Consider the following 17,205-nt stretch of genomic DNA (forward strand, 5'->3'; position numbering starts at 1 on the left):
ATTAGTCTTCCTTTCCTTTTTTATTTATTCTCTGAATAAATTTACCGGTACATTCCTGTATCTTCAACTTTTCATTTTCGACGATAATATTTCCCCTCTGTATTGTTGTTTCCACAACATAATCTATTTCAAAGCCTTCATATGCACAGTAATCAGATGCACCATGCCTGTTTTTCTGACTTATTTTTTGCTTTTCTTTTTTTAAAATTATGATATCGGCATCAGCCCCTATTTGCAGGCTGCCTTTTTTAGGGTATAATCCAAAAATTACCGATGGATTAGTACAAAGTTTATCGATAAGTGTATTAATCGATATACCTCTTTTTATTCCTTCCGTCAGCACAATTTCCATTCTTTCTTCGACTCCCGGTACTCCTCCCGGAGCAATTCTGAAGTCAGCTTTTCCATCTAGTTTCTGATTAAACAAAAATGGACAATGATCTGTCGCTATAACATCTACATCGTTATTCTCTATTCCCATCCATAAAGCCTCAACATCATCCTGTTTTCTCAATGGAGGTGACATTATATATTTTAAACCTTCATTGTTTTCTTTTCTGTAGCATTCTTCTGTCAAAATTAAATATTGCGTGCATGTTTCACAATATATGTTTTTTACTCCTCTTCTTCTTGCTGAAATAATTTCATTAAGACCTTTTTTTGTAGATACATGTACAAAATACAGGTGCGGATACCCTGCAATCTCACTTAAGTATATCATCCTGTTAATAGCCTCTGCTTCAGTAAAATCAGGCCTGGTAACAGCATGGTAAATCGGTTTTGTTTTTTCCAGTCTGCCGTAGTATGATCTTAAATATTGTATAGCTCCGTCGTTTTCCGCATGTACTGCAATTACAGCGCCAGTTTCTTTTGCCTTAGACAAAACCATTAATATTTCTTTGTCGCTTAGCATATGGCTGTATGTCATATATATTTTAAAGCTTGAAATTCCCTCATCAGTAAGCTCCCGCACTTCGTTTAAAATGTTTTCATCAACATGCTGAAAAACGCCGTGAAAACTGTAATCAATTAATGATTTTTCTTTTGCAAGCTTGTGATATTCGTTAATCATATAATGCAAATTAGAACCTTCGGGCCCAAAAGCAATATGATCTATAATCGTTGTTGTACCTCCAAAAGCCGCAGCTGTCGTGCCTGAGTTAAAATCATCGACAGCCCTGTAATTTCCTAAATCCAGATCCATATGAGTATGAACATCGACTCCTCCTGGAATTACTAATTTTCCGGATACATCTATTTCTTTATAATTATTCTTATTATCTAAACTTTTTCCTATTGTTTTTATTGTACCGTTTTCAATCAGTATATCGGCTTCATAACCTTCACTGTTGTTCCTTATTAATCCGTTTTTTATTAATAGATTCAAGGTAACCTCCTAATAAAAAGCACACTTTATCAATTACAATACTGCACGCTGTCAAAAATATTGCTGCATCATATATAGCCTCAGGTAGCCAATACGCGCAAGAATACGCGTATTGGCCTTCTTTGAATGATGTTGACAGTCTGATTCTTCACCATCCGTAATTAACAATGCATATTGCTTTATTCGCTATTTCTTTTCCATAGCTTCACGCTCTGCTTTTTCTTCTGCTATGGTCTTTTTAGGTAATAAAAGATTTAACATAAATACTACAACTGTTGCTAAAACAACCGGGGAGCTTGCAAATACCATTTTAAACCATGACGGCAGATATTGAAGTCCCTCACTAGGTATTTGAGTTATACCCATGCCAAGTGCAATACCAAGGCCTACAATAGTTGTATTTCTTACAGACATTTCGTCCTGAACTATTAACTTCATACCAGTCATGGTAATTTGAGCAAAAACAGAAATAGTTGCACCTCCGATTACACACTGAGGTATTGAAGTCATAACAGCACCAAATTTCGGTATGAATCCTGCGAACAGTATCATGAGAGCAGTAATTCTGAATACTTTAAGGCTTACAACCTTGGTCATTGCTACTATCCCAACATTTTGACTGTATGTAGCCGTAGGAAGAGCCCCTATTAAAGAACCTATAATGCTTGTTACTCCGTTTGCCTTAATACCGCCTGAAAGCTCTTCATCTGTAGCTTCTCTGTCCATCCCACCAACTGTTGTACCAGATAAATCTCCAACAGCCTGCACTGAATTCACTACAAACATCACCGCCATACTTATGACCGCAGCAACCGGAAATTCCAATTTGTACGGCATTATAGCAGGAAGATTAAACCAATCTGCCGAATATATTGAATCAAATGATACTATTCCTGCAATTAAGCTTGCTATATATCCTACAACAATACCCATTAATATTGCAGCTAACTTTATATATCCTTTTCCAAACATGTTACACAATAAAACCACAGCAAGTGTTAATAAAGCAATTCCCCAATATACTAATCCTCCATATCTTGGATCCGTAGATTGAAATCCTCCTGCCATATAGTTAACAGCAACTCTGTATAAAGACAACCCTATAGTAAACACCACTGTTCCTGCTACCATGGGAGGAAAAAATCTTCTGATTTTCTTAATAAATACACCTACCAAGAAAGCTGTAAAACCACCTATCATCTGTGCTCCCAATACAGCACCTATTCCATATTCTCCGCCTATAGCCAATATTGTAGGTATATATGCAAAGCTAACTCCAATAATAACCGGAAGCTTGGACCCTATTCCAAACATAGGGAAGGTTTGAATAAGTGTTCCTATTGCTGCAATGAACATACTTGCCTGCACCAGCTGAATCTGCTGGCTCGGACTAAATCCTACAGCCCCCGCCAACACCAATGCAGGCAGTACATTACCTACTATCATTGCAAGCAAGTGCTGCAACGACATTGGCATTGCCGAACTCAATCCTGGGTTACTGTCAAGATTGAACAATGATTTGTTAGCAGTTGTATTGTTATTTTTCATAATTGTTTCTCCTTATTTTTAGTATTGGCATGCATGCTTTCAAACAATAAAAGTGTGCGGCTGCATATCAAGCCTCATACATGCCCATATCATGCTGCTTTGCAGAATAATTAATATGCTTCATTCATAATTACATCAACGGCCAGATTTTCTTTACCCTATCTCTCGACTCAGACATTATTTTCTTTGTATCTGCTGTCTGTATTTCCCTGTTTCTCATAACAAATCTACCGTTTATAACAGTGTCGTTTACAAGCCTTCCGGATATTCCAAACAAGACATGCCCAAACCAGCTGTTTTCATTCATCGGTGTAAGCGGATCATAATCAATCGTAATAATATCCGCATATGCACCTTTAGCTAGAACTCCCAATTTTCTTTTGAAATACTTTTCAAGAATTTTAGGATTGTTATTAAACTGCATTTTTTTAGTTTCCGCAAAACCTGCGGTAGGGTCGCAAAGATGATGGCTTTGCAATATATTTGCTACCTTCATTGACTCAAACATATCATTAGTATATGCATCTGTACCAAGTCCTACTCTCAGCCCATGCCTAAGCATTGACAACACGGGCGGACATCCTACCGCATTGTTCATATTTGATTCAGGATTGTGAACCACACTTGTATCTGTCTCTTTTAATATTTCAATTTCTCTTTGATTTGTATGAACGCCGTGAACTGCAATAGTTCGTTCACCCAGTATTCCAAAATCATGTAATCGTTCAACTACCCGCCTGCCATATTTTTTCAGGGAATCATACTGGTCTTCAATTCCTTCAGCCACATGAATATGATAGCCGTCATACAATCCTTCCATAGCTTCTCTTACTTTATACATGGTTTCGTTTGACAATGTAAACGATGCGTGTAGGCCGAATAATGCCTTTACCATTTCACTGTCATTATTTTGACAAGCTTTAATAAAGTTAATATTTTCTTCAATTTCCTTTAATGCAGTTTCTTTTCCATCTCTGTCAGACACCTCATAGCATAGTGAAGTTCTTATCCCCAGCTTCTCTGCTGCATCTGCAATGGCTAACAAACTCCCTGTAGCTGAATTTGGTCCAGAATGATGATCTATAAGGGTTGTTACACCATTTTGAATTGATTCTATATAGGTAGTCAATGCATTCAGTCTTACATCCTCAAGAGTCAGTTTTCTATCCAAGCTCCACCACAAATTTTCCAGCACGGTGAAAAAGTCCACGGCAGGCTTTGAAATTGACATCCCTCTTGCATAAGCACTGTATATATGACTATGTGCACATATCATACCTGGCATTATTACTTTGCTATTAACATCAATGAATTGTTCTTCCGGGTATTTTGCTTTGATGATTGCAGTTTCACCAACATCTTCTATAATGTTTTCCCTAACCAGAACTGCTCCATTTTCAATGAATGTATTAAATGAATCATTAGTAATAATTTTACCATTGCCTATAATCATAATTAACTCCTTTTCATTACGAGTGTATCCATGTACCGGTTTTTCCAGCCAGTCCGTCAGCTGCTTTTTCTAACGAAGTAATCAATGCCTTTCGTCCTTGTTTCGATGTTACAAATGACATCGCAGCTTTAACTTTAGGAAGCATAGATCCTTCCGCAAACTCCTTGTCAGCAATATATTTTTCTGTTTGCTTCAACGTTAAATCTGACAGCCATTCTTGATCAGGCTTTCCAAACTTAATTGCCACTTTTTCTACTGCTGTTAGAACAACAAAGCTGTCTGCATCTATTTTATCAGCCAGTAATGAACTGGCAAAATCTTTGTCAATTACAGCCCCCACTCCTTTTAAGTGATTTCCTTCTCTAACAACAGGGATTCCGCCTCCGCCGCAGGCTATTACGATTTCACCCCCCTTTAACAATGTTTCAATAGTTTCAATCTCTACTATATCCTGTGGTTTTGGAGAAGCGACTACTCTTCTGTATCCGCGACCGGAATCTTCAACAACTGTAATGCCTTTTAAGCGAGCATCCTCTGCTTCCTGCTCTGTCATGAAAGGCCCTATAGGTTTTGTAGGTCTTTCAAAAGCCGGGTCATTTTCGTCAACTACAACCTGAGTAATAATTGATGTTACTGATTTCTTAATTCCTCTGCTTAATAATTCCTCGCGCAATGTGTTTTGCAAATCATAACCTATATATGCCTGGCTCATTGCAACACACATAGATAACGGCATAAACGGAAATTTCTTATCTATCTTTCCGTATTCAGAAAATGCATTGTTTATCATGCCTACCTGAGGCCCATTTCCGTGTGCCACGACAACATTATATCCTGCATCTACCAAATCGGCTATGGCTGAAGCGGTATGCTTAACGGCCTCCATCTGTTCAGCCAAAGTGCTTCCGAGAGCATTTCCTCCCAAAGCTATTACTATTTTTTTATTCATAACTTCTTCCTTTCAGATATTTTCCAATAACATTATTATTGTAATAAATATGGGTGTTCTCTTACCATGGTTTCAAGAATCTTCTCAATTAAATTCTTATTTTCACCTGAGTTTTCAAAATCATATACATACTCTTTTTTATCTTCATTTCTTAATAAAAATTTATTATCCTTCATTTTAAGGATACCGGCATTTTCAGAATTCTCAAATTCATCCTTATCGGCAAATACTGTTACTTTTTTAAGATAAGGAAATCCTCCTCTGGTGCAGAATGTATGACAGTTGTCACATTCATTACATCTGTTTTCGATGTGCACAATCTGATACGGAGCATCAAATCTATCATCGTACACCTTTATATTAGCGCGATTCGGACAAACGTCTACACAAATTCCGCAATTAACCTTGAAGCAGTCATACACAGGAAGAGTATTATCTAAAAATCTTCCGTTTCCTTTGTTTTTATACTTTAAATCAGTCTTTGCTTCTTCAGCAACGTATTTTACAGCCTTAACATCAAGTTCGCCTAACTCTATTTGCTCTTCTAAAATCTTTTCCATCAATACTTTAAGATTTTTATACCCTCCAGGCTTCAGTAAAAGCGTAGAAACAGTAAGAGGCGCAACTCCAGTTTTAAGAACAGTCGACACGTTGTTTTTGTCAATTCCCCCTGATAGTGATATGTGTACATTTCCTTCCAATGCCTCGGCAAACATTGCTGCCACTCCCATAGCTATAGGATATAACGGCTTACCGGAAAGATACATACTGTCACCGGAAAGAACTTTCCTGGAATTATATACGGGCAAAGTGTTCGTCAGCTTTATACCTGTATGCACACCATGTTCATTGCCAATCTGTTTTAACTTTTTAACAATATCCACTGCCATATCGAATTTCAAATCATGATCAAAATCTTCCTGCCTTATGACAACATCGTTATAACCTAAATTATCTAATATGCGTCTCACATTTTCAAATCCTAAAAGCGTAGGATTGCATTTAATGAACGTATTTATTTTTTTGTTTTTAATTAGATGAGCAGCTATGTCTAAAATCTCCTCCGCTTTAGCACCGTGCATTGTTGAAAGCGTCACGGTATTCGTAATTTTGGGGGTAATTTTATCCAAGTCCTCAATTCGCAGTTTTTTAAATCTGCTTATGTTGTTTCTTAAAATACACATGCATTCATTGTATATTTCTGTGTTTTTTGCATCCTTCAAATTATCTATGAAATCAGATATCTTCTTGGACTGTATGCCTTCAAGGTTGTATCCCACACTAATATTAAATACAAAGTCCTTTATATCGGACAGCCCCAATTCAATTGCCATTGCCTGAATTAAAACCGATCCCTTAATGTATTCTGCTGCCGCTTCCTCTACAGTAAGCTCTGTGGACCATTCAACATTATAACCTACATTTTTTACATCTATGCACGGTTTTTCAATCATAGCCTGCATTTGTTCACCGTCGATTATTTGAACGGTCTTAAGCTCAAAGAACCTCGCTCCTGTTACATAAGCAGCCAGCAGATTTTGTGCTAATTGGGTGTGGGGGCCTGCAGCCGGTCCCAATGGATATCTTAAATACTCGTCATTAAAGATCATTTTAAGCCTATCATTAACATCCGTAAAAAAGTCCTTCTTGTCAATTTCAAATATCCTGCTCTTTGTGTAATAATCCTGCAGGCAATTTTCAACAAGATATTCAAATGGTAACGCATTCATTATATCGCTCATAGTAATCGCCTTTCTTCAGTAACGAGACGGGGGACGGAAATTCCGTCCCTAGCCTGAACCTATTTAATTATTTGTTATCAGTGTATATTGTAGGAAGTGCAGCATATACCGCAGCACATTTAACTAAATCCTCTTTCCATGTTTTTTCGTTAGGTGCATGCGCCTGTGCTTCTGCTCCCGGTCCGAAGCCTATTACAGGAATACCATTTCGCCCCATTATAGAAACTCCATTTGTTGAGAATGTCCATTTGTCCGTAAGTGGACGAACCTTTCTCATTTCATCCGTTTCCGGAGAACCGCTTCTGATCGTTCCATAAAGTCCCATATATGCTTCTTCCATTGCTTTTGTAACACTGTGATCCTCAGGAATTACCCAAGTTGGGAAGTAACATTCAATAGGATATACCAATCCTGTGTAGCTTGGCCTATCATAATTATACATACTTACTTTTGCGCCGTATTTTTTAACAGCTGGCAATTGGCGAATTTCCTCAAGACAACTTTCCCAGGTTTCACCGGCAGTCATACGTCTGTCTAATGAAATCGAGCATGAGTCTGCAACTGCACAGCGGCTTGGTGAAGTAAAGAAAATCTGAGAAGTTGTCACAGTTCCTCTTCCAAGGAATCGAGCTTCTTTCCATTCGCCGTTGTATTTTTCATCCAGCATCTTTACCAGGCCTTTAACTTCTTTATCATCAGTAGCATCATTTTCATTAAGATCTCTTATATTCATTAATATTTCAGCCATTTTATAAATTGCGTTGTCTCCTCTTTCCGGAGCCGAACCGTGGCAAGATACGCCCTGAACATCAACGCGGATTTCCATACGTCCTCTTTGACCTCTGTAAATACCGCCATCGGTAGGTTCTGTTGATACAACAAACTCAGGTCTTATTTTGCCTTCTTTAATTATATATTCCCAGCATAGACCATCACAATCTTCTTCCTGAACAGATCCGACAACCAATGCTGTATATTGATCATTTAAAAGGCCTAAGTCCTTCATAATTTTTGCTCCGTAAACAGATGATACAATACCTCCCAACTGATCGGAGGTACCGCGCCCGCCTATCTCAGTTTCAGATTCAAATCCCTCATACGGGTCAAAATTCCAGTTTGCAATATTTCCTATACCAACGGTATCAATATGAGCGTCAAACCCAACCAATGTTTTTCCTGTTCCCATATATCCGAGAACATTTCCCTGAGGATCTATCTCAACCTTATCAAATCCCACCGATTTCATTTCTTGTGCAATGCGGTCAACTACGCCTTTTTCCTCACACGACTCACCGGGAATAGCTACCAAATCTCTTAAAAATTTAGTCATTTCTTTTTCATATCCTTGTGCAGCCTGCTTAATTTTATTAAAATCTAAATTTGCCATTTCTTCTTCCTCCAACTATCTTTCTAATCTTGCTTTATTTTTATCTACCAAGTTTTGTAATGTCTCTACTGGATTTTTAATTTTCTGTAAGAATATCATAGATGCTATAATATAAGGTTTGTAGCTTGCTTCTTTATAAAGAGGAATCCTGTATCTGTCAAACACACTGGCATCAACTTCACCTTCCGCACAGCTCAAACCAGTTATATCAGCAGGAAGACAGTGAAGATACAGAGCTTTCCCCTCTTTTGTAGTCTTCATCAGCTCCTCAGTACAAGCCCAGTCCTTATGATTTGCATTTTGAGCCAGCAGCTTCTTTTCCAGCTCTTTTATTTCATCGAATTTGCCTTCACCATAAAGATTTGTTCTTTCTTCCATTGCCGCGAAAGGAGCCCAGCTCTTAGGATATACTATATCAGCATCTTTGAATGCTTCAGCCATGGAGTTTGTTTTTGTAAATGACCCTCCGTACTGCTCGGCGTTTTTCTTTGCAACTTCTTCAACCTCAGGCATTATTTCATATCCTTCAGGATGAGCAAGAACTACGTCCATTCCAAATCTTGTAAGCAATCCGATTATCCCCTGAGGAACAGACAGAGGCTTTCCGTATGAAGGTGAATATGCCCATGTCATAGCTATTTTCTTGCCCTTAAGATTTTCGATTCCTCCAAATTCATTTATCAAGTGAAGAGCATCTGCCATTGTTTGAGTTGGATGATCTATATCACACTGCAGATTAACAATTGTGGGTCTTTGCTCCAACACGCCATCCTTGTAGCCTTCTTCAACATATTCCGCAACAGACTTCTGATAAGTGTGACCTTTCCCGATATACATGTCATCACGTATGCCTATTACGTCAGCCATAAATGAAATCATATTTGAAGTTTCCTTTACAGTTTCCCCATGAGCTATTTGTGATTTACCCTCATCCAAGTCCTGAATTTCCAGTCCTAAAAAATTGCAGGCAGAAGCAAATGAAAATCTTGTTCTTGTTGAATTATCTCTAAACAATGAAATACCCAAGCCTGAATCAAATATTTTAGGGCTTATATTGTTCTCTCTCATGTACCTTAGAGTTTCAGCAACTGTAAATATAGCTTCCAATTCTTCTTGAGTTTTATCCCATGTCAAGAAAAAATCGTTGTGATAAAGATCCTTGTAATCTAATTTTTTTAAATTTTCTAACAATTCATTGAAATTCTTATTCATTTCTCTCTCCTTAATAGTCATTTAATTTTTAATAGAACCTGAACTTTATTTATATATTGGATTATTCTTATTTATTTGGATATAATCCATTCCAAACAATATCCCTGTATCCTTCGAAATATGTGTCGCCTTCCGTGCTGAACATAAGTACAACAGAATTTTGGTCAAGCTTCAAAACTTCTTTGATACCTTTAAGCTCTCCTGACTTCATTACCTGTGAGACAACTCCCATAGTAGCTGCTCCGCTTTCTCCTGATATAACTCTTTCATCTCCCTTAAGAGGATTACCTAAAACTCTCATTCCATGCGCAGCCGTTTCTTCTGGGACTGACAAAAAGTTATCTGCATACGCATGTAAAACAGGCCATCCTATTGTGACCGGCTCTCCACACGCAAGACCTGCCATAATAGTATTCATTTCTCCTGTAACAGGATGCAGTTTACCATCATCAGCTTTAGCAGTTTTATACAAGCACGCCGCCTTGCTAGGCTCAACAATAGTTATCAAAGGTTTATCATCTGCATATATTGATGAAAAAAATCCGCACACGGCCGATGCCATAGAACCAACACCTGCCTGCAGAAAGATATGAGTCGGTTTCTTATTTTCTTTTTTTAGTTTCAAATAAGCTTCATATGCCATTGACATATATCCCTGCATAATCCACCTTGGCAGTTCCTCATATCCTGGCCACGATGTATCTTGAACCATCACATAGCCGTTTCTTTCAGCTAATTCATTGCAATACCTTACAGTATCATCATAGTTCCACTCAGTTATTTCGCATACAGCTCCGTGAGCTCTTATCCTGTCACGCCTTTCCAGAGCACTGCCCTTTGGCATATATACTATGGCTTTTTGCTTTAATTGCTCAGCCGTCCACGCAATACCTCTGCCGTGATTTCCATCAGTTGCCGTTATAAATGTAAGTTCACCTAATTTCTTTTTTACCTCATCGGAAATAAGTGTATTATACGGAAGCTCATCGATATCCTTCCCAAGCTTCTTTGCTATATATTGTCCAATTGTAAAACTTCCGCCCAAAACCTTAAATGCATTTAGGCCAAACCTATAAGATTCATCCTTAACAAACACATCACTTAACCCGAGATATTTTGCTAACTCCTTTAATTCAACAAGTGGAGTTTCAGAATATTGATCAAAACTTGAATGATATTTTAAAACCTTTTTAGCTACATCTTCATTTAAAAAACTTAAATCTGTTTTATCTCTTTTAGAGACGTTATTTTGTACTAAATCATATTTAACAGTCATTTCTACTACCTTTCTTAAATAATTTTACAGTAATATTAATAGCAAAATACGTGCCAGCTTTTTTTCGCATTTCAATTTTATTTTTTTAGTTTTATACAAAGTGTAATTTTTATTCCTTGATATTTCAATATGTGCACTATTCATTAAATTTTGCTCAAATTATTCAATTCTTACAAGAAATATTATATTACAACGCTTTTTATCAAATTGATAAAAATTTATCATTTTGATAAACGGTTTAAGATTTGAATTTTATTAACAATAATTTTATGATATTATTACGAAGTGCAGTTTTCATATGGTTTTCATTGATTAATAATTAACAAATTAAATAATATTATTTTGCCACAAACAAATTTTGATAAACATTATTATCATTTTGATAATTTTTATTAAAAGCAAATGAAATTCGACAAAAAATATTGATTATTTTTACTACATACACAGATAAAAGCCCCTACAAACAATATTTATTATTAAAATCTTTTAAAGCGTGTCATAATAAAAAAACCTCCGTCGCTTAATGCGCAACGAAGGTTCAATCTTATTGCAGCTTCCTGTACAACGTAGCAATTCCTATACCCAGGGCGTTGGCCGCCTCAATCTTGCCTTCCGTTGTATTTCCGTAATATTCTACTGCCTTTCTAATTTCCTCATATTCCATTTCCTTTAAAGTTCTTATTTTATCTTTTTTTATACTTACTTTGTAATCCTCTTTCTTTATATTAATAGGAAGAGCATTATCGTTTATGATACCTCTCTCCATCATATTTACCATAAATTCAACAGTATTTTCCAACTCTCTTACATTGCCGTACCATGGATATTCAATAAGCTTTTGCATGGTTTTATCTTCAATTCTAACAAAATTCTTACCGAACATCTTTCTATAGTAATGTACAAAATGATAAATCAGATCTTTAATATCCTCTTTCCTTTCTCTAAGGGGAGGAATCTCTATAGGTATAACATTAAGCCTGTAATACAAATCTTCGCGAAATTTATTTTCTGTAATCATTTGTCTCAAATTCTTGTTTGTGGCAGCTATTATTCTCACATCAAGCGGAATGACTTGGTTTGAGCCTATTCTTATTACCTTTTTATCCTGAATAACTCTCAATAGTTTTGATTGAAGATAAATAGGCATATCACCTATTTCGTCTAAAAAAATCACACCGTGGTTTGCCAGCTCAAATTTTCCTATTTTTCCGTTAGGATCTGCTCCTGTAAATGCTCCCTTCACATAGCCAAACAGTTCACTTTCCAGCAGAGGCTCAGGTATTGCCGCACAGTTTATAGCCACAAACCTATTATTTCTTCTATCTGAATTCTGCCATATTGCCGTAGCTACGACTTCTTTTCCGCTTCCGCTTTCTCCTGTTATAAGAACTGTTGAAAATGAATTTGAAACCTTTATAATCTCTTCTTTAAGCTCAATCGTTTTTTTGCTGCTCCCTATAATTTTGTCAGTATTCAGCGCATTAACCGTTGAAGTCATAGCATATATATTTGACTGAATGTCGTTTAAATCTTTGAACAGCATTACCTGCTTATACATAGGGTTTTCAGAAACATCATATATGTCACCGATAACCGTATTTACATTTTCTCCTATCCTGACCCTGTACTCCTTACTGTTATTGACAGTGTCTCCTGTTGCTTCTATAAAAATTTTTTCATTATTTATTACTCGTGATATCCCCAGCTGTTTCTTAGCACTGAGATTTATAGTGTCTACATTTCCTTCGTTGTTAATTATAATAGCCCCTTCATCCATGCTTCGTGTTATCAGCTTAAGCATATTTATAATTGCTACTTTATTCTTTTCCTCTTCATATTCATAAGCTTTTGCAGCAATGAAATCAGCAATCTGTGACAAAAAATCCAGGTAGCTGTCCAGATTGTCCACTATAAACTTCTTTGATTCCAAACTGGCACAGGCCATACCTATTACACCTATTATTTGTCCCTTCATATTTATAGGCATTGATATTTCAAATGCTTCGCCGCAGTCTTCCTTAAGACTACAATTTTTGCATCTTTCATCTTTCCCGGGTTCAAGCACTATTTGTCTTTCACCGGTTGCTATGGCATTTTTATAGACATGAGAATTTTCAGATACGTCCGTATTTATTCCTTCACTGAATATACCTGTGCCCGCAACTCTTATTAACTTTGAGTTAACTACCTCTACATCAACCTTGGCAATTTCAGCCGTAATTTTCGCATACTTTTGGACCGTCTCAGCAATGTTAGACAAGTTATACATAAATTTCACCCTAATAGTAATTTTGCTTTACATTATATCATATTTGTTTTTTAAAGAAAATATAAAATATTACGGCTAATTCATATATTAGATTCATAAAAAAAGAGGCATTTCAAAATTACATAATTCTGAAACGCCTCTAAATATTATTAAATTAAATTTTTATATATAGTTATTGGTTCTCAGCGGTTTGGACACTTATTACATCATGCCGCCCATTCCACCCATACCGCCCATGCCGCCCATGCCTGGGTTCATAGCCGGCTCTTCTGTTTTAGGTTCATCTGCAACTGCAGCCTCTGTTGTCAATAGCATAGAAGCTACTGAAGCCGCATTCTGCAGAGCTGATCTTGTAACCTTAGTAGGATCAACAATACCTGCTTCAATCATATTTACATATTTTTCATTTAAAGCATCAAATCCTACACCTTTGTCGCTGCTCTTAATTTTGTCAACTATTACTGATCCTTCAAGACCTGCATTAATAGCAATTTGTCTGATTGGCTCTTCTAATGCTTTTTCTATAATTTTTGCACCTGTCTTTGCATCTCCTGCCAGTGACTCTGCAACTTTAGATACAGCTTTTGCAGTAGCCAGCATAGCAACTCCTCCTCCTGCTACAAGTCCTTCTTCAACTGCTGCTCTTGTAGCATTTAAAGCATCTTCAATTCTTAATTTTTTGTCCTTCATTTCAGTTTCAGTTGCAGCACCTACGTTTATAACAGCAACTCCACCTGTTAATTTAGCCAGTCTTTCCTGCAATTTTTCTTTATCAAATTCAGAAGTTGTATCTTCCCATTGAGATTTTATCTGTTTTACTCTTTCGCTGATTTCTTCCTGTGAACCTGCACCGTTAACAATTATAGTATTTTCTTTATCTATTTTAACTGTTCCGGCACTTCCCAGCATATCTACAGTTGCTTCTTTCAGATCATATCCTAATTCTTCAGTAATTACCTGACCACCTGTTAATATAGCAATGTCTCTCAACATTTCTTTTCTTCTGTCCCCAAATCCTGGAGCTTTTACAGCTACACAGTTGAATGTTCCTCTTAACTTATTGAGAACCAGTGTAGCAAGTGCTTCACCTTCTATGTCTTCAGCTATTATTACAAGTGATTTTCCTGCCTGAACTATTTGCTCTAATATAGGTAAAATTTCCTGAATATTAGTAATTTTTTTATCAGTTATAAGTATATATGGGTTTTCCAAAACAGCTTCCATTTTTTCTGTATTTGTAACCATGTAAGCAGATAAGTAACCTCTGTCAAATTGCATACCTTCTACAACTGTTAACTCAGTTCCCATAGTTTTGGATTCTTCAACAGTAATAACTCCGTCTTTTCCAACTTTATCCATAGCATCAGCTATTAATCTTCCTATCTCTTCATCTCCTGCAGAAATAGAAGCAATCTGTGCGATTTCCTCGGAAGTTTCTACTGTCTTTGTTGAACTTTTAAGTTCTGCAACAGAAGCTTCTACTGCAGCCTTGATTCCTCTTCTCAAAATCATTGGGTTAGCTCCGGCAGCTACGTTCTTTAATCCTTCTCTGATTATTGCCTGAGCTAAAAGTGTTGCTGTTGTAGTTCCATCGCCAGCTACATCATTTGTCTTAGTTGCAACTTCTTTTACCAACTGAGCACCCATGTTTTCATATGGATCTGATAATTCTATCTCTCTAGCTATTGTAACACCATCATTAGTTATTACAGGTGATCCAAAAGATTTTTGCAATACAACATTTCTTCCTTTAGGTCCTAATGTAACTTTTACTGTATCTGCCAGCGCATTAACGCCTTTTTCCATTGCGCGGCGAGCATCTTCATCAAATTTTATTATTTTTGCCATTTCATACACCTCTCTTTTTTATTATTCAACAACTGCCAAAACATCAGATAATTTGATAATAATTAATTCTTCACTATCAATCTTAACTTCTGTTCCTGCAAATTTAGAAAAAATTACTTTGTCTCCAACTTTTATTTCATCTTTTTTCTTTTCATCAGAAGTAATTCCGGCTCCAACCGCAATAACTTCAGCTATCTGAGGTTTTTCTTTAGCAGTACCCGGCAAAACAATGCCGCTTTTAGTTTTTTCTTCTGCTTCCACCATTTTAATTACTACTCTTTCACCTAGTGGTTTAACTGTCATATCTTATTCCTCCTATTTTATTTAATGTTATTATTATCCAGATTATTGTTAGCACTCGGCAACTTAGAGTGCTAACACTTATAATGTATATAATAACCATTAGCAGAATTGTTTTCAAGTGCCATATTATCTAATTTTACTCTATTTTGCATTAATAATTCCATTTTTGTGAGTAAATTTAATCTTTACTTTAACTTACTCATTATTTCTTTATTTAATTCTATTATACATATTTTATATCGGAAAAATTAAAAGTATTCAAAAATTAAATAAATTTTTAAAAATATTTGATGTTTTTTACATATTGATATAGTATAATAAACTTATTAATAGTATAACACATTTAATAATATATTAGGAGGAAATAAAATGTCTCTTGTTACATCAAAAGAAATGTTTAAAAAGGCATATGAAGGGAATTATGCTGTAGGTGCATTCAACGTAAACAACATGGAAATAATTCAAGGTATTGTTGATGCCGCGAAGCAGGAGGATGCTCCATTAATACTTCAGGTTTCTGCAGGAGCAAGAAAATATGCTAATCCTATTTACTTGAGAAAGCTGGTTGAAGCTGCAATAGAAGATTCCGGCCTTGATATTTGTCTTCATTTAGATCATGGAGAGGATTTTGAAATCTGCAAGCAATGCGTAGATGGTGGATTCACTTCTGTTATGATTGACGGTTCAAAATATCCTTTCGAGGAAAACATAGAGCTTACAAAAAAGGTAGTTGAATATGCCCACAGCAAGGGAGTCGTAGTCGAAGCCGAACTCGGAAAACTGGCAGGCGTAGAAGATGCCGTTAAAGTAAACTCAAAAGATGCTACATACACAGATCCTGAACAGGCTGCTGAATTTGTTGAAAGAACAGGAGTTGACTCCTTGGCAATCGCAATCGGAACAAGTCACGGAGCCTACAAGTTCAAGGGAAATCCAAACCTTGACTTTGAAAGACTTGAAACAATTTCAAAGTTGCTGCCTGATTTCCCACTGGTTCTTCACGGTTCTTCTTCTGTTCCAAAGGAATTTGTAGATTTGTGCAATAAGTACGGCGGAAAAATTCCGGGAGCAGCAGGTGTTCCTGAAGAAATGCTAAGAAGAGCTTCTAAAATGGGAGTGTGCAAAATTAATATAGACACTGATTTAAGGCTTGCTATGACAGCTTGCATAAGACAGCTGCTTGTTGAAAGCCCATCTGAGTTTGACCCAAGAAAGTACCTCGGCCCTGGCAGAACTGCCATAAAAGATATGGTAGCGCACAAAATGAAAAATGTTCTTGGCTGCAGCTCAAAAAGATAAATAATATAATAAAAGCAACAGAGGAGCTGAAAAGCTACCTATCTGTTGCTTTTTTCTGTTCCTCTGTTGTTTACTAATCTCATCTGTTCATAATAAATAGTTTTCAGGTAAGTTTTTATTACATTTTTACTCTTTTGTATGCTGCTTCTAAAAGCTTGTCGTATCTAACAATTGCCTTAACCAACGTTCCTCTGCAAAATTCTCCTATGTGGTCTGTTCCAGTAAAATTAACATGAATTTTGTCATATTCAATTTTTTCAACTACTAATGAAAATTTTACCTTTTCTCCAACAAGTGTAGGTTCATGATGATTCAAATAAAAATCAGTTACGACTGTTATATGCTCTGTGGGTATATAAGGTTTAAGCATGTTCCACGACGCTTCTATCACCGTTGACAATAGAGCAGGAGTAGACATAAGGTTGTCAATCATTACAGCATTTGACAAATATGAGTCAGATGCAGTTATGACTTTCTCATAGGATGCTGATAATCCTGCATAAATCTTATGTTCAATCATAAAAACCTCCTA

General features: G+C 36.3%; 13 protein-coding genes. 1 reads left to right on the top strand and 12 read right to left on the bottom strand.

The genetic code is table 11. The features are described 5' to 3' along the window. Nucleotide 1 precedes the first annotated feature (1 nt). The 11 genes from hydA to ACS3UD_RS10370 form a co-directional block, all read right to left on the bottom strand. On the bottom strand, nt 2–1,387 hold the full coding sequence (hydA, locus tag ACS3UD_RS10320; protein WP_308139685.1) for a dihydropyrimidinase: 1,386 nt from the start codon (nt 1,385–1,387) through the stop codon (nt 2–4). A 186-nt stretch (nt 1,388–1,573) separates the two neighbouring features. Continuing rightward, nucleotides 1,574–2,935: a uracil-xanthine permease family protein gene (locus tag ACS3UD_RS10325; protein ID WP_308139684.1), complete on the bottom strand. Its 1,362-nt coding sequence runs from the start codon at nt 2,933–2,935 to the stop codon at nt 1,574–1,576. Between the two features lie 130 nt (nt 2,936–3,065). Beyond that, entirely contained in the window at nt 3,066–4,388 is a 1,323-nt protein-coding gene (gene ssnA / locus ACS3UD_RS10330; protein WP_308139683.1) for a putative aminohydrolase SsnA, read from the bottom strand. Between the two features lie 16 nt (nt 4,389–4,404). Beyond that, complete coding sequence (gene arcC, locus ACS3UD_RS10335) at nt 4,405–5,337, bottom strand: carbamate kinase (RefSeq protein ID WP_308139682.1); 933 nt, start codon at nt 5,335–5,337, stop codon at nt 4,405–4,407. Nucleotides 5,338–5,372: 35 nt separating this feature from the next. Further along, on the bottom strand, nt 5,373–7,079 hold the full coding sequence (locus ACS3UD_RS10340) for a hypothetical protein (protein WP_308139681.1): 1,707 nt from the start codon (nt 7,077–7,079) through the stop codon (nt 5,373–5,375). A 67-nt stretch (nt 7,080–7,146) separates the two neighbouring features. Continuing rightward, a complete protein-coding gene (locus ACS3UD_RS10345; protein WP_308139680.1) occupies nt 7,147–8,466 on the bottom strand; it encodes a YgeY family selenium metabolism-linked hydrolase in 1,320 nt (439 codons plus the stop codon). Between the two features lie 15 nt (nt 8,467–8,481). Then, complete coding sequence (gene ygeW, locus ACS3UD_RS10350) at nt 8,482–9,678, bottom strand: knotted carbamoyltransferase YgeW (RefSeq protein ID WP_213925512.1); 1,197 nt, start codon at nt 9,676–9,678, stop codon at nt 8,482–8,484. A gap of 67 nt (nt 9,679–9,745) precedes the next feature. Continuing rightward, on the bottom strand, nt 9,746–10,954 hold the full coding sequence (gene dpaL, locus ACS3UD_RS10355) for a diaminopropionate ammonia-lyase (RefSeq protein ID WP_308139679.1): 1,209 nt from the start codon (nt 10,952–10,954) through the stop codon (nt 9,746–9,748). A 544-nt stretch (nt 10,955–11,498) separates the two neighbouring features. Continuing rightward, nucleotides 11,499–13,223, bottom strand: coding sequence for a sigma-54-dependent Fis family transcriptional regulator (locus ACS3UD_RS10360; RefSeq protein WP_308139678.1), 1,725 nt, complete (start codon nt 13,221–13,223; stop codon nt 11,499–11,501). 201 nt (nt 13,224–13,424) lie between these two features. Next, nucleotides 13,425–15,071 (bottom strand): chaperonin GroEL, encoded by a 1,647-nt coding sequence (gene groL, locus ACS3UD_RS10365; protein ID WP_308139677.1) that lies wholly within the window; start codon nt 15,069–15,071, stop codon nt 13,425–13,427. Nucleotides 15,072–15,092: 21 nt separating this feature from the next. Further along, nucleotides 15,093–15,374: a co-chaperone GroES gene (locus ACS3UD_RS10370; protein WP_308139676.1), complete on the bottom strand. Its 282-nt coding sequence runs from the start codon at nt 15,372–15,374 to the stop codon at nt 15,093–15,095. 369 nt (nt 15,375–15,743) lie between these two features. Between ACS3UD_RS10370 and fba the strand changes: the two genes are divergently transcribed. Next, nucleotides 15,744–16,673 (top strand): class II fructose-1,6-bisphosphate aldolase, encoded by a 930-nt coding sequence (gene fba / locus ACS3UD_RS10375; RefSeq protein WP_308139675.1) that lies wholly within the window; start codon nt 15,744–15,746, stop codon nt 16,671–16,673. 118 nt (nt 16,674–16,791) lie between these two features. Here fba and ACS3UD_RS10380 read toward each other — a convergent pair whose 3' ends face one another. Further along, a complete protein-coding gene (locus ACS3UD_RS10380; protein WP_308139674.1) occupies nt 16,792–17,193 on the bottom strand; it encodes a thioesterase family protein in 402 nt (133 codons plus the stop codon). Nucleotides 17,194–17,205 lie beyond the last annotated feature (12 nt).

Source organism: Sedimentibacter sp. LTW-03 (assembly GCF_052059825.1).
In the GTDB taxonomy this organism is placed as follows: Bacteria; Bacillota; Clostridia; order Tissierellales; family Sedimentibacteraceae; genus Sedimentibacter.

Coding starts and splice junctions, on each gene's coding strand:
- ACS3UD_RS10345 (WP_308139680.1), bottom strand. CDS start 8,466: ATGGCAAATTTAGATTTTAATAAAATTAAGCAGGCTGCACAAGGATAT.
- ACS3UD_RS10380 (WP_308139674.1), bottom strand. CDS start 17,193: ATGATTGAACATAAGATTTATGCAGGATTATCAGCATCCTATGAGAAA.
- groL (WP_308139677.1), bottom strand. CDS start 15,071: ATGGCAAAAATAATAAAATTTGATGAAGATGCTCGCCGCGCAATGGAA.
- fba (WP_308139675.1), top strand. CDS start 15,744: ATGTCTCTTGTTACATCAAAAGAAATGTTTAAAAAGGCATATGAAGGG.
- ACS3UD_RS10360 (WP_308139678.1), bottom strand. CDS start 13,223: ATGTATAACTTGTCTAACATTGCTGAGACGGTCCAAAAGTATGCGAAA.
- ACS3UD_RS10325 (WP_308139684.1), bottom strand. CDS start 2,935: ATGAAAAATAACAATACAACTGCTAACAAATCATTGTTCAATCTTGAC.
- ygeW (WP_213925512.1), bottom strand. CDS start 9,678: ATGAATAAGAATTTCAATGAATTGTTAGAAAATTTAAAAAAATTAGAT.
- ACS3UD_RS10340 (WP_308139681.1), bottom strand. CDS start 7,079: ATGAGCGATATAATGAATGCGTTACCATTTGAATATCTTGTTGAAAAT.
- dpaL (WP_308139679.1), bottom strand. CDS start 10,954: ATGACTGTTAAATATGATTTAGTACAAAATAACGTCTCTAAAAGAGAT.
- ssnA (WP_308139683.1), bottom strand. CDS start 4,388: ATGATTATAGGCAATGGTAAAATTATTACTAATGATTCATTTAATACA.
- ACS3UD_RS10370 (WP_308139676.1), bottom strand. CDS start 15,374: ATGACAGTTAAACCACTAGGTGAAAGAGTAGTAATTAAAATGGTGGAA.
- arcC (WP_308139682.1), bottom strand. CDS start 5,337: ATGAATAAAAAAATAGTAATAGCTTTGGGAGGAAATGCTCTCGGAAGC.